Genomic DNA, 22015 nt, shown 5'->3' with positions numbered 1-22015 from the left:
GGGTCAGCGGCCGCCGCGAGGCCGATCAGGTCGCGCCGCGTGAGGCGAACACCTCCTTGAGCACGGGTACCGCTGACATCGCTTTCGGCCAGCCCACATAAAACGCCAGGTGGGTGACCACTTCACCGGCCTGTTCGCGGGTCAGGCCGCTGTCCATCGCACGGTTGAGGTGAAAGGTCAGTTGCGCGGACTGATTCTGACTGATCAGCGCCGCGACGGTGATCAGGCTTCGATCTCGCGGCGCGAGGTCCGTCCGGCGCCACAGATCGCCGAACAGCACGTCATTGGTGTATCGGGCCAGTTCAGGCGCGGTGCTGCCTGTTGCCTCGTCAACCGCAGCCCGGCGTCTGGTTTCGCTCTGTGCGTCCAATTGCAGCGGTTCGCTGGGGGGAGGGGTGATCTGCGCAGGATCCAGGCCGCGTTCGGCAAACACCTGCCGGGCAACGCCGACGGCCGACATCGCGTTCGGCCATCCGCTGTAGAACGCCAGGTGGGTGATCAGCGCGCCGATTTCACTGGGCTTTACGCCGTTGTCCAGCGCCAGTCTGATGTGCCCGGTCATTTGCGCAGTCTGGCCACTGGCGACCAGCGCGGCCATGGTGATCAGACTGCGATCACGCGGCACCAGCGCCGGACGCTTCCACACTTCGCCGAACAGCAGCTCAGTGGTGTAAGCGTACAGCTGCGGCGTGACCTCGAGGACGTCCGGAGAGGGCTTGGGATCAGGGCGCGGCTTGCCTTCTTCGGCGCCGACCAGCGCGGAAAAGAACACAGTCGCCAGGGCAGTGGTCATTCGTTTCATGAGCGTCGTTCCTTTATGGCGCGCAGCACGCGCCGGTAGCGCGTGAATAAAAGATGGATCGGCGGGCGCCCTTCGCGTGGAAGAGGGCGGCGCCCGCCACAGGTGTCAGCGGTTCACGTTTTGTTGAAGATGCGCCGGATAACGGTCGCCGACGACATCGATGGCCTTGAGCGCAGATTCAATGGCATGCAGATCCGTCGCCGTCAGATCGATGGCCGCCGCGCCGTTGTTTTCCTCCAGACGGTGCAACTTGGTCGTGCCGGGGATCGGGACAATCCAGGGTTTTTGCGCCAACAGCCAGGCGATGGCGATCTGAGCGCGTGTCGCCCCCTTGCTGTCTGCCAGCGTGCCCAGCACCTCGACCAGCCCGGCGTTGGCCTTGCGGTTCTCTTCGCTGAAACGCGGCACGACATGGCGGAAGTCGTCCTGAGCAAAAGTGGTGCTGGCATCGATGGCGCCAGTGAGAAAGCCCTTGCCGAGCGGACTGAAGGGTACGAAGCCGATACCCAGCTCATCCAGCAGCGGCAGGATTTGCTTTTCCGGTTCACGCCACCACAACGAGTATTCGCTCTGCAGCGCCGCCACCGGTTGCACGGCGTGGGCGCGGCGGATCGAGTCGACACCGGCCTCGGAAAGCCCGAAGTGCTTGACCTTGCCCTCGGCGATCAGGTCTTTGACGGTACCGGCAACGTCTTCCATCGGCACGCCAGGGTCGACCCGGTGCTGATAAAACAGGTCGATGCGGTCCGTCTTCAGGCGTTTGAGCGAGGCCTCGGCGACTGCGCGAATGTTCTCCGGACGGCTGTCGAGGCCTTGTGGCACCTCGCCGTTCTTGAAGCCGAATTTGGTGGCGATCACAACCTGATCGCGAAACGGCGCCAGTGCTTCACCGAGCAAGGCTTCGTTGGTGAAAGGCCCATAGGCTTCAGCGCTGTCGAAAAATGTCACGCCTTGTTCAAACGCGGCGCGGATCAGGCGGATAGCCGCCGATCGTTCCATGGCGGGGCCGTACGCGAAGCTCATGCCCATACAGCCGAGGCCGATGGCCGATACGTCGAGTCCCGTGTTGCCGAGTGCGCGATGTTGCATGTGTGGTCTCCTGTTTCGGGGTTATATGCACCTTAAGTTGATGTACGATGCTCAACAATCCAGCGAGCGCTGCATGACCCGATGAGGAATATTCACCAATGATTCGTGCTGATCTGCCCGAACTGACCGCCTTCATCGCTATCGCGGAAAACCACAGTTTCACCGGCGCCGCTCGCCTGCTGGGTGTATCGCCCTCAGCGCTCAGCCATGCCATGCGCAATCTCGAAGCGCGGCTGGAAATGCGCCTGTTCAATCGCACCACGCGCTCGGTGGCGCTGACCGAGGCTGGCGAGCAGTTGCTCAAAGGCGTGCGTCCGCTGCTCCACGAGCTGGCCGACGTGGTCAATGAAGTCACGTCAACGCGCAACATGCCGTCAGGCTCGATCAAGATCAGCGCGTCCGAGTCCTCGATCAAATTGCTGGTGCGTCACGTTGTGCCGGGCTTCCTCAAGCAGTACCCGCAGATTCACATTGAGTTCGTCGCCGATAGCCGGCTGGTGGACATCGTGGGCGACGGCTTCGATGCCGGCGTGCGGGTGTTCGATGACGTCCCCAAAGACATGATTGCGATCCGCTTCGGTCAGGACATCCGCTTTGCTGCGGTCGCCTCACCGGAGTACCTGCGCGACCATCCGCCGCCGCAGGTGCCCCACGACCTCAAGGCACACCGTTGCATCCGCTTTCGCTTCGCCAGCGGCGCAGTGTTCCGCTGGGACTTCGAGTACCTGGGGCAGGCCACCAGTTTCGACGCCGACGGGCCGCTGACTCTGGACAACATCATCGTGATGGTCGAGGCCGCGCTGGGCGGTATCGGCATCGCCTGGGTGCCGCTGGCGCAGGTTGCTGACCTGCTCGAGCAAGGACGCCTTGTGCATCTGCTCCCCGAGTGGGGCCCGGTCTATCCGGGTGTCTGCCTGTACTATCCCGCCAATCGCCATCCACCGCTGGCCTTGCGCCTGTTCGCCGACGCGGTGCGCGCGTGGGCCAGTCAGCCGCTGGCGCCTTGAGCTTTTCAGTCGGTGACGAGCTCACCGGCCAGGTACTGTTCATCCGTCACCGCTTCCATCCAGTCAGTGTTTTTGCCGTCGATGGTCTCCGTTACTGCGACGTGCGACATCGCCGTGGTAGCGGCCGCGCCGTGCCAGTGCCGTTTCCCGCACGCGCAGGTGATGACGTCGCCGGCACGGATTTCGGTCCGCGGCCCGCCTTCGCATTGAGTCCAGCCTACGCCTGTCAGCACCACCAGCACTTGTCCGGCAGGGTGGGCATGCCAGTGCGAGCGTGCCGAGGGTTCGAAAGTGACGACAGCGCCTGTCGCCCGGCCCGGCGCTTCGAGCTGAAAGGCGTTGTCGATGCGGACATTGCCGGTGAACCACGCCTCGGGTCCTTTGACGGACGCTTTGGTTCCACTGCGAACGATGGTCTGGGCTGTGGCTGTCATGAGTGCTCCTTTTTAAATGAAGACGGTACGGTCCAATCGCCGGACCTGTATGAGGTGAAACCGATAGAGCCACAGTACGGCGTGGGCAACTCGAGCACTAGATGGCAAAATGTGCATACACTTATGCATGGGTGGATAAATGAACATCCCCGATCTGAATAATCTGGTCGCACTGCTGACCGTTGCACGCGAGCAGAGCTTCACCCGGGCGGCCGCCCGACTGGGCGTTTCGCAATCCTCGCTGAGCCGCACGGTCACGGCGCTGGAGCAGGAATTGGGCCTGCTGTTGCTCACTCGGACCACGCGCAGCGTCTCGGCGACCGAAGCGGGCCAGCGTCTTCTGGATTCGATCGGCCCCAGGCTTGATGAAATTGCCGCGGAACTGCAGGCCGTCGCCGAGCTGCGCGAACGTCCTGTCGGCACGGTGAGAATTTCGGCCACCGACTACGCCGCCAATCAGTACGTCTGGCCCAGGCTTCAATCGTTGCTGAATGAGTACCCTGAGTTACGTGTCGAGCTGATCAATGATTACAGCCTGACCAACATTGTCGCCGAGCGTTACGACGTCGGTGTGCGACTGGGTGATCAGGTGGAAAAGGACATGATTGCGGTGCGTATCGCGCCTGACGAAACCATGTCCGTGGTGGGCGCGCCTTCCTACCTTCGCGACAGGTCAGCGCCGCAAACGCCACACGACCTGACCGCGCACAACTGCATCAACCTGCGGCTGCCCACGCGCGACACGCTGATGGCCTGGGAACTGCACAAGGGGCGCAAGCAGATCGAGGTGAAGGTGAGCGGGCAACTGGTGTTCAACAATGCGTATCAGATGCTCGACGCGGCGAAAAAAGGCTTCGGCCTGGCGTATCTGCCCAAGGCGCTGGTCGAGCCTGAGGTGCAGGCCGGCCACCTGCGCCGGGTCCTTGAAGACTGGTCGCCGACTTTCACCGGCCACCATGCCTATTACGCGAGCCGGCGCCAGTCGTCACTGGCGGTGCGTCTGGTGATCGCGGCATTGCGTGGCGAAGGGTGATCCTGGCGGGATCACTGCTGCGGCAAGTCGAACGCCGACCGGCGAACGAACACGTGGCCATCGAACAATAAGCGCGCCGTTCGCACCAGACCGCAGCTTGCGAGCCGGCCGTTATCCAGGCGCAGACGCACACTGAATTCGCCCGTTGGGTGCTCGACCGACAGGTGCTGTTCATCGTGACCGGTCGTGTGGGCGATTCCGGCAGCGACAGTGCCCTGGATGAGGCAGGCGGACGCGACGCTGACGGCGGCGAAAACGCCGATAGACACATGGCATTTATGAGGGATGAAACTGCGACTGCTGATCGATCCGCCAGCGACAGGAGGCGATATCAGCACCATTTTCGGCACTGTGCGGTCAGTGACATCACCCAGATTCATCCGCGCACCTGCCTCGAGCCGAATGGCCTCGATGCGACCTTTCAGTTCAGCGTCAGCATCCAGAGACGCAACGCTTTCGTACCCGCTACAGCCCAGATCGGTCGCACGGATCAGCACCACCGGCATGCCGTTATCGATGCAGGTGACGTCCACGCCGTCCAGTCGATCGACAACGTTGCCGGTGGGGAGCAGGGTGCCGCAACTGGACCCGGCAATGTCATCGAATTCAATAATGACCGGGGCTGCAGTCCCCGGGACCCCATCGATCCTGCTGTCACCGTCGTAGTTCACCGCATTGTCCGGGGTCTGGATGATCGCGGTCGCGGTCTGGCGGGTGTTCTCCATGAAAATCCGCACCGAGGTGTGCGCCCCTTGAATGGCGACCAGCCCACGCTCGATGGCGAACGGGCCGACGCCAGCCAGAATGTTGCCGCAGTTCTGCCCGTAATCGACCCGTGCTTCGGCCACCGCCACCTGGGCGAACAGATAATCGACGTCCACGCCCGGTCGACTGGAGCGCCGGATGATCGCCACTTTGCTGGTCAGTGAATCCGCGCCGCCGATTCCATCGATCTGACGCACGTCGGGAGATCCCATGGCAGCCAGCAGCACACGGTCGCGCGACGAGGCGTCACTGGGCAAGTCTTCGGCCAGGAAATAAGCGCCTTTGGACGTGCCGCCGCGGATGAGCAGGCAGGGAATACGGGCGTGCGCCATCCATCAGTCCTCCAGTTGCTCGACACGGTCGACATAGCGCAGGCCTTTCTCGGCCAGCCTCCCGCGCATGTTGTAGATATCCAGACCGAGTTCACCCGTAGCCAGACGCAGGCGCTTTTGCTCTTCGAGATCGGCCCGTTTGCGGCTGCTGTCGATGACGTGCGGCAGCTCTTCGCGGCGTACGACGACCACTCCGTCGTCGTCGGCGAGCACCACGTCGCCCGGATTGACCAGTTGCCCGGCGCAGATCACCGGGATGTTTACCGATCCCAACGTCTCCTTGATCGTGCCCTGAGCGTGAATGGCGCGGGACCAGACGTGAAAGCCCATTTCACGCAATGTCCGGGTGTCGCGAACGCCTGCGTCGATGATCAGCCCCCGGACGCCGCGCGCCTGGAGCGAGGTCGCAAGCAGGTCTCCGAAGAAACCGTCAGTGCAAGGGGAACTCGGCGCCACCACCAGAACATCGCCCGGCTGGCACAGCTCGACGGCGACATGGAACATCCAGTTATCGCCGGGAGCGACCAGCACCGTTACGGCCGATCCACTCATGGCGATATCCCGCTGAACCGGCCGGATATCGCACGCGAGCAGGCCTTTGCGTCCTTGCGCTTCATGCACCGTGGCCACGCCATAGCGGGTCAGTTCATCGATAAGTGTGGGATCGGCGCGCTCGATGTTCCGCACAGCGATGCCGGTCTTGCCTGTCAGGTTGCTCATCCCAGATTCTCCGTTACGCGTGGGAAGATACTTTGATAGCCCTCGCCGTAGATGATGTCCTTGCTGGCGGTGATGCCGATGTTGCGCTTGGCCTGAACGCCGCGCTGCAAAGCCACTCGGGTGTAGTACTCCCACAGGTGCTCCTGGCCGGCCATGCACTGGATCGCTGCGTATTTTTTGTCCCACACCGACGTGATGTCCAGCAACACGTCGGGTTTCCACTCGCATTGCTCCGGCTGGTGCGGCTCGAAGCTGTAGACCGGAGGCGCGCCGACGATTTTCTCGCCGGGCCTGTACCCCTCGGCCTGGGCAATGATCCGCGCTTCTTGCGTCAGATGGATCGCCAGTGGATGGTCGTAGTTGTATGGGTCTTTGAGCGAGTGGCTCAGGACGAACTCGGGCTGGACCTTGCGAAATACATCGGCCAGACGGAAGAGGGTGTCTGTGTCGGCTCGCATCGGATAGTCGCCGATGTCGAAGAACTCGACGGTCGCGCCAAGGATGTCGGCTGCCGCTTGCGCTTCATCCCGCCGGGCGGCTTTGACCTTGTTTTCTGTCATCTCGGCGCCTTTGCGCCAGAGCTTGGCCGACTCGCCGCGTTCGCCGAAGGACAAGCACACGATGTGCACCGCATAACCTTGTGAGGCGTGCAGCGCGATGGCGCCCCCGGCGCGCCAGACGAAGTCGGCGGAGTGGGCGCTGACAACCAGCGCGGATTTTTGCAGTGGATGACTCATGACGGGCAGGCTCCCTTATTGACGTCACTCGATGCTGACAGGCTTGCCAAGAGCGGACTAATGCGTAAGTCTGGCAGACCCATACGTTTTGTTTATGGGGCCCTGTCCAGACGCGAGGCGGCGATGCCGGAAACAGCTCTTCCACACCTGATGCAGATTCGCGCTTTTATCCGCATCGCCGATGAGGGCAGCGTGTCACGGGCTTGCGACGGGCTGCTGCGTGCCCAGTCGGTCGTCACCCGCGCGATTCGCGACCTGGAACAGAGCCTCACGGTGCCGCTTTTTGAACGGCACGCCAGCGGCATGCTGCTCACGCCCTACGGCAAAGCCATCTTGCCGCGTGCGCGAAGGGTCATGGCTGAGCTGGAGTCGATCCCGACGTTGATCGGCCACGCGCCTCATGAGCCGCTTTACCTTCTCAATACCCGGCGTTTGCAGATATTCGTGAAGCTGTGCGAAACGCAGCACATGCAGACGGTAGCGCGCTCATTCAATCTCACGCAGCCGGCCATCAGCGCTGCACTGAAGATGCTCGAAAACGGCGCCGGTAAATCGTTGTTCGAAAGAACCGCCCGAGGCCTGCGGCCGACACGGGCCAGCACTGAAATCCTCTATCCGATACGCCGCGCCTTGAACGATCTGCGCCACATCCGGGCTGATGTGGCCAGCATCAAGGGCTCGCTGCAAGGCCTGGTCACAGTGGGCGCGCTGCCTTTGGGACGCACGCGCATTCTGCCGCAGGCTTTCGTTCGGCTGTTGGCCGACCATCCCGGTGTGCGGATCGCCACCAACGAAAGCCCGTTCAATTTGCTGGCACTGGAGTTACGCGCCGGCGATGTGGATTTCGTGTTTGGCGCGCTGCGAGGGCAGGATTACGCCAGCGACCTGCATGGAGAAAAGCTGGTGACCGAGGAAATGGTGATCCTCGCCGGCCGTGGGCACCCCTGGCTGGACCGGCCGGTCGGCCTGGATGATCTGGCCGGCGCAAGATGGGTATTGCCGCGTGCTGACACGCCGGCCAGACTGTTGCTGGACAGCCATTTCGCAGCGTTGGGCCGAAAAGCGCCCGAGCCTGTCGTCGAGACAGGTGATATGGCGATTATCAGAGGGCTGCTCATGCGTTCGGACATGCTCGCGATCGTTTCCGAACACCAACTGGAGTACGAGATCGCTTCTGGTGAACTGCAACGGCTGGATCTGCCGTTGCAGGACACCCACCGCGCCATCGGCCTCATATACCGAACCAACGGTCTGCATTCCCCGGCCGCAGAAGCGCTGATCAAGAAAATCCGCGAAGTGACGCAAGAAGTTATGGACGGCGATTAAGCAGTTGTGTCGGCCTGCTTTCCTGCCACCGAGTACGTGACCTGCTGGTTGCGGGTTTCCTGGAACTCTTCCAGGGTCATTCCTTTCATCGCCGAATAGATATGCAGATTGGAAACACCGACGACAGCCCCGAGTTTTTCCAGCAGAAAGAAAATGACGCCGTACTGGATCAAACCCCGCCAGTCGCGCGTTTGCAGCAGGTGCTGTTCTTCCTCCGTTAATTGATGCGCATCATAAAGTGGCTGAGGCGCCTGCAGGAATCGGGCGCGCCAGGCTGGATCGATAAGGTTGTGCAGGAACCGGTTCAGCCGATAGCCCTTGTGACTTCTCTCCAGCGTGAACGGGTAGGTGCCCGCCAGTTTTTCCACACCTGCCAGTTGATGATTGACGTGATCGCGGTGACGTTGCAGGACATCCACGGGCACTTCGCGAGACTGATTTTCCAGAAGCAGCGTCGCGATCCCGGTCATGGAGGGCAAGTAGTAATCCTGATGCAGGACGCTGACGTTGGCGGACAACGCTCCACGCATGATGAGCCAAGTGATGACCTCCGAGCCTTCCATGCCGCCCAGCATGGCGTATTCGGCCAGGGTGATCTCGGTCAGGCGCTCGGGATCGTTCACGAGCAGATCGACGAATTGCGCGTCCCATTCAGGGTTATTGAAACCGCAGCGTTCGCCGTGAACCTGATGCGACACGCCGCCGGTTGCGACGATCGCGACATTCAGGTCCTCCGGGTAGCTTTCGATGGCTCGGCGCAGTGCTTTGCCCAGGTTGTAGCATCGCTTCGCCGAGGGTATCGGGAACTGCAGCACGCCCACTTGCAGCGGGACGACGTCGACCGGCCAGCCTTCTTTGAACGGCATGAGCGCGGACATGGGCGAAAACAGGCCATGGTCCACCGGTTTGTCGCGAAAGAATGACATGTCGAATTCGTCAGCCATCAGACTGTTGCCAATGTGCCGCGACAGAGCGGCGTGACCGCCAATGGCCGGAAGGTCGCGCTTGCCACCGCCTTCATCGGCCACGTCATAGTGATCATCTACTCCCAGGGCAAAAGCGGAATAGTGGTCGAAAAAAAACGAGGTGACGTGGTCATTGAAAATGTAGAAAAGCACGTCCGGCTTGCGCTCGATCAACCAGTTTCTGATGGGCTTGAAACTCTCGAATATCGGCGCCCATGCCGCTTCTTCCTGCTTGTCATGATCGACGGCAAAGCCGATGGTCGGCGTATGTGAGACGGCCAGACCGCCGATGATTCGAGCCATTTCAGGCCTCCATGAGTGAATGTCGATGAAATGCGTTCAACTGGTACGGCCATACGTTTCGTTTATGCCATCGCCAGCGTGCGGAGTTTCTGCCAAGACAGCATCCACCGCCGTCAGGTCCGCACCGGTCGCATTCGGCAGACACAGCGCCGCCAGAAAACCGATCAGGTACGAGCCTATTGCGAATGAGCCCATCGCCACTGGCAAGCTCATATGAACCGAAGCAAAACCCACTGCGGCCGGCATGATCGAGCCGAAACCACGGCCAAAGCTCGTGCAGAATCCGGCGCCGTTGGCACGCATGCGGGTGGGATAAAGCTCAGAGAACGCCAATGGCAGGCCCGAGGCCAGGCCTCCCTGGAACGCGCCGAGCAGTAATCCCAATGCCAGGATGATGTTCAGATGAACGTCGGCGAACATGTAGACCGATACCACAACGGCCTGGCAGACCAGAAACAGCATGAAGGCGCGCCCCCGACCGATCCGGTCGCTGAGCAAACCATAAACGAAGGGCCCGATCAGCGAGCCGATGATGTTCACCGCCAGATAGCCTGACGTGGACGCGATGGGCAGGTTCAGCACCGTACGCATGTAGGTCGGCAACCAGGTGATCATGATGTAGGCACCGCCAAAAATGCCGCTGGCGAGCACAGTGCTGATGAGGGTGACTCGACGGTGCTCCGCAGCAAAGATGGCTTTAAGGTCGATGCCTTTGCTGCTTTTCCGGCTTTGATTGAATGCGGCCGACTCAGGCACCAGGCGGCGAATAAACCATATCAGCAGGGCGGGAAGCAGGCCGATGGCGAAGAAGGCACGCCAGGCGACGTCATCCGGCAGGAAGTTGAACAATACCGGCATGGTTGCAAGCGAAATCGCATAGCCCACGGCATACCCGCTCTGCACAGAAGCAGCAACGCGGCCGCGTAGTGCTGGCTTGATCGCCTCACTGATCAGCACCGCACCGACGACTGCTTCACCGCCGTACCCGATGCCTTGCAGAAAACGCACCGGCAAGAAGCTCCAGAATCCGGTGCAGAACGCGCCCATGCAGGTGAAGACCGCCACCCAGAGCACCGTGCCCTGCATCACCTTGATCCGGCCGTAACGGTCGGCCAGCATACCGGCACCCCATCCGCCCAAGGCGCTGCCGATAAGTGAAACGGAGCCCAGAAGGCCAGCGTCCGACTTGCTCAGACTGAGCACCGTCATCAACACAGGCATCATCAGCGCGAAGATGGTCGCGTCCATCGAGTCGAGAGTGAATCCGCCGAAACATGCCCAATAGGTACGTTTCTCGGTGGACGTCAGATCGGAATACCAACCCAGTCGCATGTGTCGATCCTTATTTTTATGGCAATAAGGAGGAGGGTAAACGGTCGCAGCCGCAGACTCGGCTTGAATGTTTTATCGAGCGAGCCGTTCTATTTATAGGCGGCCGCGAAAGGCTATGCTCGCCGACTCATCCAGACCTGGCGGGAACCGCTCTGATGAGCGTTACCCAGGACCAGGCCAGTTCGCGCAAACGTGTGATCCGCTGATCAGCTGCGTTCTTTCATCGGCAATCGTTTTATTGAATAGGCGCGCTTCTCGTCTTCGGAGTTGTAATAGACGTTCTGTGTCGTGCTGAGACTGTTATGGCGCAGGTCGACCTGCAAGTCCTTCATGTCCCGATGAGGCGCGTCAAACGTTGCGGACGTGTGCCTCAGCCAGTGCAGCGATGCTGCGCGCAAGCGTGCGACGTCTTCGTCCGACCAGCCTTCGGCCTGCATTCGCTGCAGAGCGCGGTCGAAAACCTCTTGGAGCAGCAGCCTGACATGTCGGTCGGACAGCCCGGCGCGGCCTTGCCGGGTCGTGATCAGAGGCGTGGATTCCCTGAAGCCGGGCAGGGGAGACAGCCCCAGGTGCGTGCGCCAGCGCTTGAGGTAGTGTTCGACATAGTCGTCCCGCACGCTGATTTTCCCGGCTTTGTTGCCTTTACCGACCACGTGGTACCACCAGTTTCCGGCGCCATCCTGACGAATATCGCCCATGCTCGGCGTCCAGTTGTCCCGTCCGACCAGGTCTGAAACCCGCAGATACATGGCGAAAATCGTCGCAACGATGAACAGCGTTCGTTCATACCTGGCATCCTGCCCGGCCAGTTGTTCAGCGGTCTCCAGCACAAAATCCCATTGCAGCGAGGTCAGAATGCGGGTGTCCTGATCACCCGTTGTGCGCTGCTTGTATTTGCTCTTCTGCTTGACCGCCCTGAATGGATTGTGCTCACAGAACCCTTCATCGATGGCGTGCTGAAAGAAGCTGCCGCAGACGGCAAAGACCTGCGCGATCGAGCCTTGTGCGGGTTTGTACAGTTCCTGCAGGAGAGGGCGGTTCTCCTCTGCGGCGCGCTTGCGTTCTTCCTTCGACGCCGACTGATTGAATGGCCGCCAGTCGGCATTGAGCGTGTAAGTGTCCGTGGCCAGCTTTTTACGCGCACCCACTCGGATAAAGCGGGATTTGACGACAGGCCCGATCCAGGCAGGATCCGGAGCGAGGCAGAACTCCAGGAAACTCTCGGCATGCGTACGGCGCATCTCAAGCAGGGGAGTCCTGGCTTTGATCAACGTCCACAACAGAAGCCGCTCGACGTGAGTACGATAGGAATTGAAGGTTGACTCATTGCCGGCATAGGATTTCAGGAAACTTCTGACGGCTCGATAACTTTCAACGGCCTGAATCTCGGCAGGAAAGGCTGCTAGATAGTCAGTGATGGAAGGCAGCTCCTGTTTCAATGAACTGAAGTTGAGTTCACTGAATCGGGAATAGGTTTCAAATAACGGGTGCGGAAAAGTTGGCGCAGGCATGGGAGTCGTTTGAATGAACAGTGAAGATGATTGATATGATCCGCTGTAAAAGACCCAAATGCAATATCCGGGTCTGATGATTATCGGATATTACATTTATGGATAGTGGCATACTTTTCAGGAACATCGTCATACGCCGAATTAAATGTTAGAACGGCAATAATCGAGTTGGTTGCTCGGCAGGTAATCGCTGGATGTCTGCGTCTATTGCAGTGTAGCGCTGATTCTCTAGAGGGCTCAAGCCCTTTGTTTATGGAGGTTTCAGGCGGTTTGGCGGAGGTGTTGAGGTGTTGAGGTGTTGAGGTGTAATCCTGCCGGGTCCAGTCATTATTGCTGATAGATACGCTGAACGCTTTTTTCTAGAGTTCGAGTTATTGACTCGGCTTTTGCGGCTCGTGATGCATTGGTGGTCGTTTGAACAGTTTGTTGGTTTTGTATTGAAACTGAGGCGACGGATCTGAGATTTGCACAGATATCACTTGGTTGCTTATGCAGAGTTAATGGGTCATGCAGCGATTGCGGATTGAATGAACAGCCTGATTGCTTTGAGGTTCGTACGCGCAGTGTGGGAATGTGGTTGGTGTAGATTGTGATTATGCAGCGGCCGGTTCGGTTAAGGATCGCTCGCAGTTACAGAGAGCAGCAGGAGAAAGTTGTGATAATCGTGACAGGGTCAAAGGAGTCAGCAGTCGAGGGTTTGTAAAGACTGGTCATGGTGACAGCCTGGAAGCGACTCGGGACGATGCCAGCTTTTGAAAAGCGCTGCCCGTGTGTCCGGCACTGACATATGCTGTTACGCATAATGTATATTATGTTAAATCAAGCATTTGGGTCCGATATCCTTATCCCCGTTCTCACCAGCTCCCGAAAGCCAGACTTCGCTGAATTGACCATACTCTCTCGAACCTACCCGTTACGCTCCATGCCTCCAGCACCTTCCAGCTTCGTAACCCCGCCATCGCTGATTACCCGGTTTGAACACCATAACGCTGCAGCCCGAAACCTGTCTCAAATCTCACCGTCCGGTCATCCATCGCTCTCGGTTCACGACTGAAGTTACGACGCTCCACTGAACTCAACTGAACCTGTGATCACTGAGGCGCGCGTAACAGCGTTTGGTAATCGCGGATCCTGCTGAATATGTCAGAGCGCTGATGCGAATCCAAAACCAGGTGGCGAGGATTCTCTTGCGTGAGGATATGCAAATCAGTGTAGAAAACCGCTATTCGATACCTTAATGGCAGTGACTATAAGTTTCGAATATCGGATTAATGCTCAGCATAAGGCGAGCTAGAGTCGGATAATCTACAACACAGCAGCACGGTACGCTTTCGATCACGGCCCCAAGCCCCCTTCTCTCCCGTGTATTCGCTGATACAGAATCAAGCACCGGCGGATGTACAACGCGTTGAGCGCCTCGTATTTCGGCTTCTCAACCCGCTCAGCCAAAGCGCCGTCCATTGAGTAAGTGAGCGCTCAGTCGACCTTGCGTGCCGACGACAAGAAATCGTGCACGGCAACCCATGCGACTGACCTCTGTCTCAGCCGCAATAATGATCTCTCATGCAGAGGCCAGAGTCAGAATATTTGACTTCAGCATGCAAGCTCCTCGGTACACGTCCGGCGCTAAGAGTGTTGTACTGATCAGTGCCGATCAGCCTCACTGGCTGCTTCTTCGATTAGATCGGCAATCTCGCGGGGATGGGAAATCAGAGACACATGGCTGGCAGCCAGTTCAATCGTATGGGCATTCATGCGCTTAGCCATGAACCGTTGCAGTTCAGGGTTGATGGTTCGGTCCTGCGTTGATACGGCATACCAGCTGGGTTTGCTCTGCCACGCAGCCGCATCAGTCTTGGCGGTGGCGATGGCCTTAGCGAAAGGTTGCTGGACTGAGAAGAATACGTTGGCTTCCTGCTTGGGCAAGTCCCCGGCGAAGTCTTGCAGGAAGGCTTGCTGGGACAACACACCAAAACCGTCAGCAGACCACTGGAGCCCCTTCGCAGCAGGGGCTGGGGGAAATTTAGCGGCCAAGGCTGGATAGTCTTCCCCGGCTTCCGGGGCACGAGCAGCGACATATACTAGCCCTTTGACTTTTGGGTCTACGCCAGCCTGGCTGATGACCATACCACCGTAGGAGTGAGCGACGAGAATCGTCGGGCCATCCTGCAGGGCCAGTGTGCGCTTGACGGCGTCCACGTCGGCCTCGAGCGATGTTGTGGGATTTTGCACGGCTGTCACCTGATATCCCTTGGCTTGCAGCAATGGAATGACCTTTGCCCAGCTTGATCCGTCGGCATACAGGCCATGCACCAGCACAATATTCTTGACCCCGAGCACCGCAATGGTGCCGTTGTCGGGCGCTTTCTCTGCCGCCGAAACGTTGAGCGAAAGCACTATGGCCAACAGGGTTGAACAGGCTACGACATGCTTTTTCATCGTGAACTCCATTTTAATTGAGACGCTCAGCGCCAGTGATTGATGTTGTGTCAGTTGCAAGTTCTGTCGTGCAGGCCACTCAGCCATAGCGGCGGCGGGCCTGCGTCGCCACGGCTTGTTGCCAGCACTGACTGACAAGCGTCTGTACAACTCAACTTCGGTGGCAAAGTGGTGGTGAATACTGGTTCGTTGAATCCTCACAAACTCGGAGATGCCGAAGTCACCGAAACCGCGATAGTTGGCCGCGATGATTAGTAGGCGATCACAGTGAAGCATTTCACAACAAGCATTAAGTAAATTTCCACAATTGACCCTACCTTCTAGTAGGGTGCCAGTCAAGATTTCATCCTATAAGGTTCACGCCTGATGGCAACGGCCGTGCTTTGAAACGGATGGGGCCTTGACTCGCAGTGAATGGCTGAAGTGCTGAATGATGCGGGCTTCCCCAGGGAAAGAAATGACCAGGATCGTAACTGTGTGCTTGAGTTGCGAACGTGCGGCCGACATCGTTGCTGCCGCAGCCGAAACACCTGTTTCTCGAGTCCACTCATGCCATTGCTCGTACAAATTTGTACGTTGGGATTGCAGCGATGGCAGTCCCGCAGCGATCCACTCATCCTCATAATGGTCCGAACACACCTCCCCGCTGCGCTCAAGGAAACGAACGAGCATGGCAGATGCTTTTGCATTAAAGCCTACCTTCTAGTAGGTTAAAAAGCGCCCGGGATCTGGCCTGCTCGATGATTCACTGCTGACAGCCGTGAGAACTGCGGCCAGAAGCCGACTCTCACAGTTCGGTTACGAAAATCGATCTGTTAACAAGGACTAAGTGAGGACCATGCAGGGACTTCAAAAAGTACAGCTTAAGAGAGGACATTTCGTGGACACACCAGACGTCGGCACCCAGCTTTCGACATTCCGAAAGACCATCGACAATATTGACGCCGCATTGATCCATATGCTCGCCGAGCGCTTTCGTTGCACTGACCAGGTTGGAGTGCTCAAGGCAAAACATCAACTGCCGGCGGTTGATAAGGGACGTGAACGCCGTCAATACGAACGGCTTACCCGTCTGGCTGAGGAAGCCAATCTCGATTCTGGCTTCGTTGAAAAACTGATGGAATTCGTGATTAGTGAGGTGGTACAGCGCCACCGTCAAATAGCCGCCGTCGAGCAAACCACGAGTACCAATCAGGCTAACACTCCCTAGTTCACCTGATTTGAGACTCGACTGAATTCTCCAAAAAATGTGCAGGCCATTAAACCTTTGCACCCATTGCTTTTCCGCAGATGCGCGAGGAAAAAAACATTTTCCATGATGAAGGTTTTGATGAGAGCAGCGCTGCTTCTCCTGACTTTCACCGGCCTGCCCTCTTTGGCTGATCCAGTATTGCCAAAGCTCGCCAAGAACAGACCGCACGAGATGGCACTGATTCGAGGCTCCGGAGAAGCTATCCAACTCTAAACATTCCGCTACCGCTGCAGCACGGTGATAGCTTTCAATCACGTCGATAAGGTGAAGTAGATGAATTGGCCATCTCTCAATGAGATCCGCATGTTCACGACGCTCCCGACTGGCTACAGCTGGGATTTGTTGAGGCTTGAAGAGATCGACAGCGCTATATCTTTCTTTAAAACATGGTTTCCTTCCATCTCTGCCGGGATGGGTAGCTCCTTCATGGACGAATCGTTCTATAAAGAAAAAGCCCTAGGCGCTGACCGCAGCACCACCTCAATCCTTGCCTTGGTCGTTCGCCACAGCGATGAAATCGTCGCCATCGCTACATGGGAAAAGATCGACGGCGCAGACGTCATCTTCGGCCGGGTTGGTGCGGTCGCCCGCCCGCATCGACAATCCAGTCTGGCAGTAGCCGCCCAGGAGCTTGGCGAAAAGATGGGCAGACACATGGGCGCAGGGTTGATCTACGGCATGGCGACTACCAGGACTCCCTATATGCAACAAGCTCTGGAACGGGCCGGTTACAAAGCGGTGGGTATAATGCCTGGATTCGATCTTGAAGAAACCGAGCCGGGCACCCTCCTTCGCATCTATGAAGTCATTTATGTCAAGCAGCTCGCACCAGCAGATGCCTTTCTTGTGCCTTTGAAGCAGAACTTCACTCCTACTGTCGCTAGGCTTTACGCAGAGATTTTCGAGGAGAGTTAAAAAGTTTCAATGTTCAATGATTTGTTCGTCACTTGCGAATATCCCCAGAGCAAATAGTCTGAGTCTAGAGTGGGTCAGGCTGGTAGCCAGCCTTCAGGCGCAGTGAACTCAGGTTTCGGAAAATAGTTGGCGCATGGAACGTGGTTGTAAAGGTTGACATGGTTTGAGGCCATGAAGGCCAGGCAAACACGTAATGCGTAAGGGCTTGATATAAGGCGTGCGTCGAGGAGATGAAATATGAGGAAAATACTGATTGTCGGAGCCGGCCAGTCTGGACTTTTATTAGCGCTCGGGCTGCAGTCGGCTGGCTATTCAGTGACGTTAATTACAAATCGGACTGCTGCCGAGATCAGAGATGGAAACATTCTTTCAACGCAGTGCCTTTTTGGTGCCTCGCTGAGCCATGAGCAGAATCAGGGTCTGGATTTTTGGTCAGAGGTCGCACCGAAGATTACTGGAATCGGTGTTTCCGTCGGTGACGGCCATGGAGGACGGGCAGTGAATTGGGTTGGCAGCCTGGATCGTGCTGCACAGTCTGTCGATCAGCGCTTGAAGATGTCTCAATGGCTTGCCTTATTTGCGGAGAGAGGTGGGAATGTTGTCATTCGGGAAGTCACCCGGGAAATATTATGCAAGTTCGCCCGTGATTATGATTTGACCTTAGTGGCATCTGGCAGAGGCGAATTATCTACACTGTTTAGACGTGACGAAACTCGATCAAGATTCAGTACAGCTCAAAGATCACTCGCTGCAGCTTATGTTCACGGGATGACCCCGAGCGCAGATGAGGGATTGGAGGCTGTGCGGTGTAACTTGATACCCGGAGTTGGCGAGCTGTTTGTGATGCCCTGCCATACGATTACAGGAAGTTGCGATATTCTTTTGTGGGAAGCCGTCCCGGGCGGACCCCTGAACTCGTTCTCCAAGAATATTACTGCTAGCCAGCATCTCCAGCATACGCTGGCGCTGATGAAACGTTTTACACCTTGGGAGTACGATCGCTCGAAAAACGTGCAACTGACAGATGCTAATGCCACGTTAACCGGATCGGTCACTCCAGCCGTCCGACAACCGGTAGCTGAGATTGAATCAGGACTGTTCGTATCAGCAATCGCCGACGCTGCCGTTACCAACGATCCGATCACCGGCCAAGGCGCAAATAATGCCGTTAAATGCGCGCAGATTTATTTGGAAGCTGTCATCCGGCAAGGCGATAAAGATTTTGACGCTGAATTTATGCAATGTACCTTTGAACGTTACTGGGGAGCTGTGGCCCCTTCTGTAAAGTGGACCAATGCTATGCTGACACCGCCCCCAGCACACGTTTCAGAGCTGTTGCTAGCAGCTGGCAATGAAACACGCATCGCTGACCGTTTTGCCAACAGCTTTGACAACCCCTCAGATTTAGAAAATTGGTTCTTCGATCCTGTCAAGTTTCATCAGTATTTGAGAAGCCTCTAAGCGCTTATGAGGTTAAACAACTGTGGGGGTGTGACATTTCACTTGCGCCCGCATATTTGTAGCCCGAAGCTCGCAACCTGTGAACGTGCTCCGGTAAATGCGCCCAAAGACCCGTCGACGGTGCCGTCGATGCAGAACGTTACCGTATTGAATGGTTTCACCAGATCGGTCGAGCCAAGTCAGAATGCTTCATGCAGAACCTGCAGACCTACCCTTCATCGGCGCGCGCGCCCTCTGTCAAATGACAAGGGATTTACGCGGTCTGACTCATGTTTGAAACAGTGGGTGAACGGTGCGCAAATCAAGTGGCATCGTGAGCGTCCCTGGAATCTCAACCATTGGAGTCACCATGAGCCTAGCTAAACCTGCAGCGACTGATACCAATACGCTTTCTGTAGTCGGGACTGACGGTCCAGATGTACTCGATGGCACTGCCATTGGCGAGACCATTCATGGCGCAGGCGGCGATGATCGCCTCAACGGCGGCGGCGGCGGTGACCACCTGTACGGTGACGATGGCGATGATGTCATCTCAGGTGGCCTGGGTCGCGACACGCTTTCTGGAGGGGCGGGAGCCGACACCTTCGTTTTTTCCAATATCAGCGAGAGTCATGAAGGCGGCGGCATGAGCTTTTCCGACCTGATCCTGGATTTCTCAAGCGATGACCGCATCGATGTGTCCGCCTTGGGATTCACCGGATTAGGCAATGGCCATGATCATACGCTGAGAGTTGAAGTCAACGACGCCGGCACCCGCACCTACCTCAAGTCCTACGCATACGACGAAGGCGGTGATCGCTTTCAGCTGTCTTTCGAAGGGGATGTCAGCCAGTACCTCACTCAAGATCACATCATCGGTAACGGCACGGACGACGTGATCAGCAGCGGCCCAGGCGCCAATACCCTCACGGGCGGCGCGGGTGCTGACACTTTTGTTTACGACCACCTTAATGACAGCTATCAACGGGACGGCCTTAGCCAGTCCGACTTGATCCTTGATTTTACAGCCGAGGACCGCATCGATTTGTCTGCCTTGGAATTTACGGGGTTAGGCAACGGCCATGACCATACGCTGAGGGTCGAGGTTGATGCTGCCGGCGCCCGTACCTACCTGAAGTCTTATGACGCTGACGAAAGCGGCAGCCGCTTTCAAGTGTCATTCGAGGGCGATGTCAGCCAATACCTTAAGAGCGACGGCATCGTTTTTGCCCCCAATGCATCCACTGCCGCGACAGCTTCAAGCGACCCGACAACACTGCCAGCCCCTGACCTGGCGGACGATGCGATGACCTTCCAGTTACTCGGCATGGCAGAGCAAACTCATTCTGGCATAGGCTGATCTGCGCGCGTCTTTTCAAGCGGCGTAGTCAAGCGAGGGCTGCCCTGATACCGCGGTGGCCTTCTGCTGACAGCACTTGCATCCATGGGCCACGCGACTTGAGTAGCAGGTACCGGCCGACTTTATGGCAAGTCGCCGCAAATTCTGGACCGCTGCCGCAAGGGCAAATTTACAGTTGCCCCATTCAGGCCACAGAGTACTCAGCCATCCAGTGTCAGCATGCTCTCGAATTAGGCAAACCTGTTTCGCGGCGAATCGAGGTGCTGCATGAGAAGCGGCCGCTGACTGCAGCAGTGATCCGGCTTTCGGCTCCCAATCGCACAAGCGTTCAACTCTGACTTTCCAAAGAGCAAGCTGGCTCAGCGAACGGGCGTAGCGGCTGACGTACAGGCGTTCGGGCTTGAGGGTGTCCTCTACCAGACGCTGGGCCCGGGCCAGCAGCTCGGCGAATTCGCGCAGGGCCTGAGGCCACAAGTCGGCCAACGACTCGCGGCGCAAAGCTAAACGGGGCTAAAGGCTCAATCGTCGACGCATGGAGCCTTTGAACTCTCGGCTATAAGCCAGAAGCGGAACACTCCCAAGATCACCTGCATGTTTTCCCGGAGATCTGGGAATCTCTCCAGACGCTAGAAGCCCGCCGCGTGACCATCTCGCCGGCTGTCGCTGGCAGCGACGTAACCGTGGTCGGCATCCTCTGACAAACGCCAGATGAACTGCCCCGAGCCAAAGTCCATGTAGGGGTCTTCGACGGATTTGAGTCGATGCCCCCGGCTCGCCAACCCTTCGACGGCCTGAACGTTCATGGTCGCTTCCAGGTCCACGGAGTAGTCCTGGTTTACCTTCCAGCGTGGCGCATCGCAGGCGGCCTGAGGCTGCTGCTGGTAGTCGAGCATGCGCACCAGCGTCTGCACGTGGCCCTGAGGCTGCATGTCGCCGCCCATTACCCCGAAACTCATCTGCGGCACGCCGTCTTTGGTCAGAAATGCGGGGATAATCGTGTGGAACGGTTTTTTGCCGGGGGCGACGACGTTGGCCGATGCCGGATCGCTGGAGAAACCTGCCCCGCGATTTTGCAGGCTGATGCCGTAGCCGGGTACCACGATGCCGGAGCCAAAGCCCATGTAGTTGGACTGGATGAACGACACCATCATGCCGTTTTCATCGGCGGCTGACAGGTAAACCGTCCCCCCGGACCTGGGCATCCCGTGTTCTGGGTGCGTGGATTTTGCCCGGTCGATCAGACGCGCCCTGCTCGCCAGATACGCAGGGTCGAGCATCTGCTCAGGCGTGACCTCCATGCTGCTCGGGTCCGCGACATAGCGATAGACATCGGCGAACGCCAGCTTCATGGCCTCGATCTGCAGGTGCTGGGACTGAGCCGAATCCACTGGCAGCGACGCCAGGTCGAAATGCTCCAGAATACCGAGCGCGATCAAGGCAGCGATGCCCTGGCCGTTCGGTGGAATCTCATGCACCTCATGGCCACGGTAGCGTTGTGAGATCGGCTTGACCCACTCAGGCTGATAGCCGCGCAAATCCTCCAGCGTCAACGACCCGCCGGTTTGTCTTGCGTAGTCCACGATCGCTTCGGCGATCTCGCCCTCGTAAAAGGCACGGCCTCCCTGCCGACCTAGAATGCGCAACGTCCGTGCGGCATCCTTGAAGACGAATTTCTCACCGGTTTTCGGCGCGCGTCCACCGGGCATGAAGGTGTCGGCAAAGCCAGGTTGGTCGTGCAGCGCCGGGATGGCGGCGGCCCATTTGTGCGCCACGATGGGCGCCAGGGTGATGCCACGCTCGGCGATTTCGGCGGCAGGCTCAAGCACGTCGGCAAATGGCAGCTTGCCAAAGCGCTCGTGCAGCGCGGCCCAGCCGGCCACTGCACCGGGAATGGTCACCGCATCCCAGCCCCGCACCGGGCGCTTGGCGTGACCCTGCCCGTCTTCACCATAGCGTTTGCGAAAGTGATTCAGGTCCCACGCCGTGGGTGCATGACCCGAAGCATTGAGGCCATGCAGTTGCTGGCCGTCCCAGACCAGGGCGAAGGCATCGCTGCCCAACCCGCATGAAACCGGCTCGACCACCGTCAGCGCCGCAGCGGCGGCAATCGCGGCATCCACAGCGTTGCCCCCGGCCAACAGAATGCGCACGCCCGCCTGGGCGGCAATGGGATGAGATGTGGATACCACGTTGCGTGCGAACAACGGAATGCGGGTAGTGGGATACGGATTCTGCCAATTGAAAGTCATGAAG

The 22015-nt window shown here is 58.2% G+C and carries 18 protein-coding genes; 7 read left to right on the top strand and 11 right to left on the bottom strand.

Annotated features, from left to right (window positions below):
- Positions 1-25: 25 nt before the first annotated feature.
- Both QRN36_RS09165 and QRN36_RS09160 read right to left on the bottom strand, forming a co-directional pair.
- Complete coding sequence (locus QRN36_RS09165) at positions 26-802, bottom strand: carboxymuconolactone decarboxylase family protein (RefSeq protein ID WP_285423768.1); 777 nt, start codon at positions 800-802, stop codon at positions 26-28.
- A 105-nt stretch (positions 803-907) separates the two neighbouring features.
- Positions 908-1891, bottom strand: a complete 984-nt coding sequence (locus QRN36_RS09160; protein ID WP_285423767.1) for an aldo/keto reductase — start codon at positions 1889-1891, stop codon at positions 908-910.
- Positions 1892-1989: 98 nt separating this feature from the next.
- Between QRN36_RS09160 and QRN36_RS09155 the strand changes: the two genes are divergently transcribed.
- Positions 1990-2898 carry a LysR family transcriptional regulator gene (locus QRN36_RS09155; RefSeq protein WP_285423766.1) on the top strand — a complete coding sequence of 303 codons (909 nt, stop codon included), beginning with the start codon at positions 1990-1992 and terminating at the stop codon, positions 2896-2898.
- A gap of 5 nt (positions 2899-2903) precedes the next feature.
- Here the strand turns inward: QRN36_RS09155 and QRN36_RS09150 are convergent, their stop codons facing one another.
- A complete protein-coding gene (locus QRN36_RS09150; protein ID WP_285423765.1) occupies positions 2904-3332 on the bottom strand; it encodes a cupin domain-containing protein in 429 nt (142 codons plus the stop codon).
- 139 nt (positions 3333-3471) lie between these two features.
- On the opposite strand from QRN36_RS09150, the gene QRN36_RS09145 reads away from it, so the two are divergent.
- A complete protein-coding gene (locus QRN36_RS09145; protein WP_285423764.1) occupies positions 3472-4365 on the top strand; it encodes a LysR substrate-binding domain-containing protein in 894 nt (297 codons plus the stop codon).
- An 11-nt stretch (positions 4366-4376) separates the two neighbouring features.
- Here the strand turns inward: QRN36_RS09145 and QRN36_RS09140 are convergent, their stop codons facing one another.
- The 3 genes from QRN36_RS09140 to galB are packed head-to-tail and all read right to left on the bottom strand — an operon-like array spanning position 4377 to position 6919.
- Entirely contained in the window at positions 4377-5462 is a 1086-nt protein-coding gene (locus QRN36_RS09140) for a 4-oxalomesaconate tautomerase (RefSeq protein ID WP_285423763.1), read from the bottom strand.
- Between the two features lie 3 nt (positions 5463-5465).
- Positions 5466-6182, bottom strand: a complete 717-nt coding sequence (locus QRN36_RS09135) for a 4-carboxy-4-hydroxy-2-oxoadipate aldolase/oxaloacetate decarboxylase (RefSeq protein ID WP_285423762.1) — start codon at positions 6180-6182, stop codon at positions 5466-5468.
- Positions 6179-6919 (bottom strand): 4-oxalmesaconate hydratase, encoded by a 741-nt coding sequence (galB, locus tag QRN36_RS09130; RefSeq protein WP_285423761.1) that lies wholly within the window; start codon positions 6917-6919, stop codon positions 6179-6181. Before galB ends, QRN36_RS09135 begins: the two co-directional genes overlap by 4 nt.
- Positions 6920-7042: 123 nt before the next feature.
- On the opposite strand from galB, the gene QRN36_RS09125 reads away from it, so the two are divergent.
- Positions 7043-8245, top strand: coding sequence for a LysR family transcriptional regulator (locus QRN36_RS09125; protein ID WP_285423760.1), 1203 nt, complete (start codon positions 7043-7045; stop codon positions 8243-8245).
- Here the strand turns inward: QRN36_RS09125 and QRN36_RS09120 are convergent.
- From QRN36_RS09120 to QRN36_RS09105, 4 genes are all read right to left on the bottom strand, one after another.
- Positions 8242-9513, bottom strand: a complete 1272-nt coding sequence (locus QRN36_RS09120) for a gallate dioxygenase (protein WP_285423759.1) — start codon at positions 9511-9513, stop codon at positions 8242-8244. The genes QRN36_RS09125 and QRN36_RS09120 overlap by 4 nt on opposite strands.
- Before the next feature lie 36 nt (positions 9514-9549).
- On the bottom strand, positions 9550-10845 hold the full coding sequence (locus tag QRN36_RS09115) for an MFS transporter (RefSeq protein ID WP_285423758.1): 1296 nt from the start codon (positions 10843-10845) through the stop codon (positions 9550-9552).
- A 206-nt stretch (positions 10846-11051) separates the two neighbouring features.
- The gene (locus tag QRN36_RS09110; protein ID WP_285423757.1) at positions 11052-12356 is read right to left on the bottom strand and encodes a site-specific integrase; all 1305 of its coding nucleotides are present in this window, start codon (positions 12354-12356) and stop codon (positions 11052-11054) included.
- Positions 12357-14000: 1644 nt separating this feature from the next.
- Positions 14001-14702, bottom strand: a complete 702-nt coding sequence (locus QRN36_RS09105; protein ID WP_285424068.1) for an alpha/beta hydrolase — start codon at positions 14700-14702, stop codon at positions 14001-14003.
- Between the two features lie 931 nt (positions 14703-15633).
- On the opposite strand from QRN36_RS09105, the gene QRN36_RS27550 reads away from it, so the two are divergent.
- From QRN36_RS27550 to QRN36_RS09085, 4 genes are all read left to right on the top strand, one after another.
- Positions 15634-16005, top strand: a complete 372-nt coding sequence (locus QRN36_RS27550; RefSeq protein ID WP_373568722.1) for a chorismate mutase — start codon at positions 15634-15636, stop codon at positions 16003-16005.
- A 315-nt stretch (positions 16006-16320) separates the two neighbouring features.
- Positions 16321-16962, top strand: a complete 642-nt coding sequence (locus QRN36_RS09095; protein WP_285423755.1) for a hypothetical protein — start codon at positions 16321-16323, stop codon at positions 16960-16962.
- Between the two features lie 237 nt (positions 16963-17199).
- Positions 17200-18423 (top strand): styrene monooxygenase/indole monooxygenase family protein, encoded by a 1224-nt coding sequence (locus QRN36_RS09090; RefSeq protein WP_285423754.1) that lies wholly within the window; start codon positions 17200-17202, stop codon positions 18421-18423.
- A 349-nt stretch (positions 18424-18772) separates the two neighbouring features.
- Positions 18773-19762 (top strand): M10 family metallopeptidase C-terminal domain-containing protein, encoded by a 990-nt coding sequence (locus QRN36_RS09085; protein WP_285423753.1) that lies wholly within the window; start codon positions 18773-18775, stop codon positions 19760-19762.
- Between the two features lie 626 nt (positions 19763-20388).
- Here the strand turns inward: QRN36_RS09085 and ggt are convergent.
- Complete coding sequence (gene ggt, locus QRN36_RS09080; RefSeq protein ID WP_285423752.1) at positions 20389-22011, bottom strand: gamma-glutamyltransferase; 1623 nt, start codon at positions 22009-22011, stop codon at positions 20389-20391.
- Between the last annotated feature and the right edge of the window lie 4 nt (positions 22012-22015).

The sequence above is a fragment of the Pseudomonas sp. efr-133-TYG-103a genome, assembly GCF_030209235.1.
GTDB lineage: Bacteria > Pseudomonadota > Gammaproteobacteria > Pseudomonadales > Pseudomonadaceae > Aquipseudomonas.
Note: the sequence above shows the minus strand (reverse complement) of the source record. Positions and strands in the feature narration are given on the sequence as shown.

Bases quoted from the DNA above. Each gene is read 5' to 3' on its own strand.
- QRN36_RS09125 (WP_285423760.1), top strand. From the start codon at position 7,043: ATGCCGGAAACAGCTCTTCCACACCTGATGCAGATTCGCGCTTTTATC.
- QRN36_RS09090 (WP_285423754.1), top strand. From the start codon at position 17,200: ATGAGGAAAATACTGATTGTCGGAGCCGGCCAGTCTGGACTTTTATTA.
- QRN36_RS09145 (WP_285423764.1), top strand. From the start codon at position 3,472: ATGAACATCCCCGATCTGAATAATCTGGTCGCACTGCTGACCGTTGCA.
- ggt (WP_285423752.1), bottom strand. From the start codon at position 22,011: ATGACTTTCAATTGGCAGAATCCGTATCCCACTACCCGCATTCCGTTG.
- QRN36_RS09120 (WP_285423759.1), bottom strand. From the start codon at position 9,513: ATGGCTCGAATCATCGGCGGTCTGGCCGTCTCACATACGCCGACCATC.
- QRN36_RS09135 (WP_285423762.1), bottom strand. From the start codon at position 6,182: ATGAGCAACCTGACAGGCAAGACCGGCATCGCTGTGCGGAACATCGAG.
- QRN36_RS09095 (WP_285423755.1), top strand. From the start codon at position 16,321: ATGAATTGGCCATCTCTCAATGAGATCCGCATGTTCACGACGCTCCCG.
- QRN36_RS09165 (WP_285423768.1), bottom strand. From the start codon at position 802: ATGAAACGAATGACCACTGCCCTGGCGACTGTGTTCTTTTCCGCGCTG.
- QRN36_RS09115 (WP_285423758.1), bottom strand. From the start codon at position 10,845: ATGCGACTGGGTTGGTATTCCGATCTGACGTCCACCGAGAAACGTACC.
- QRN36_RS09110 (WP_285423757.1), bottom strand. From the start codon at position 12,356: ATGCCTGCGCCAACTTTTCCGCACCCGTTATTTGAAACCTATTCCCGA.
- QRN36_RS09150 (WP_285423765.1), bottom strand. From the start codon at position 3,332: ATGACAGCCACAGCCCAGACCATCGTTCGCAGTGGAACCAAAGCGTCC.
- QRN36_RS09160 (WP_285423767.1), bottom strand. From the start codon at position 1,891: ATGCAACATCGCGCACTCGGCAACACGGGACTCGACGTATCGGCCATC.
- QRN36_RS09085 (WP_285423753.1), top strand. From the start codon at position 18,773: ATGAGCCTAGCTAAACCTGCAGCGACTGATACCAATACGCTTTCTGTA.
- QRN36_RS09155 (WP_285423766.1), top strand. From the start codon at position 1,990: ATGATTCGTGCTGATCTGCCCGAACTGACCGCCTTCATCGCTATCGCG.
- galB (WP_285423761.1), bottom strand. From the start codon at position 6,919: ATGAGTCATCCACTGCAAAAATCCGCGCTGGTTGTCAGCGCCCACTCC.
- QRN36_RS09140 (WP_285423763.1), bottom strand. From the start codon at position 5,462: ATGGCGCACGCCCGTATTCCCTGCCTGCTCATCCGCGGCGGCACGTCC.
- QRN36_RS27550 (WP_373568722.1), top strand. From the start codon at position 15,634: ATGCAGGGACTTCAAAAAGTACAGCTTAAGAGAGGACATTTCGTGGAC.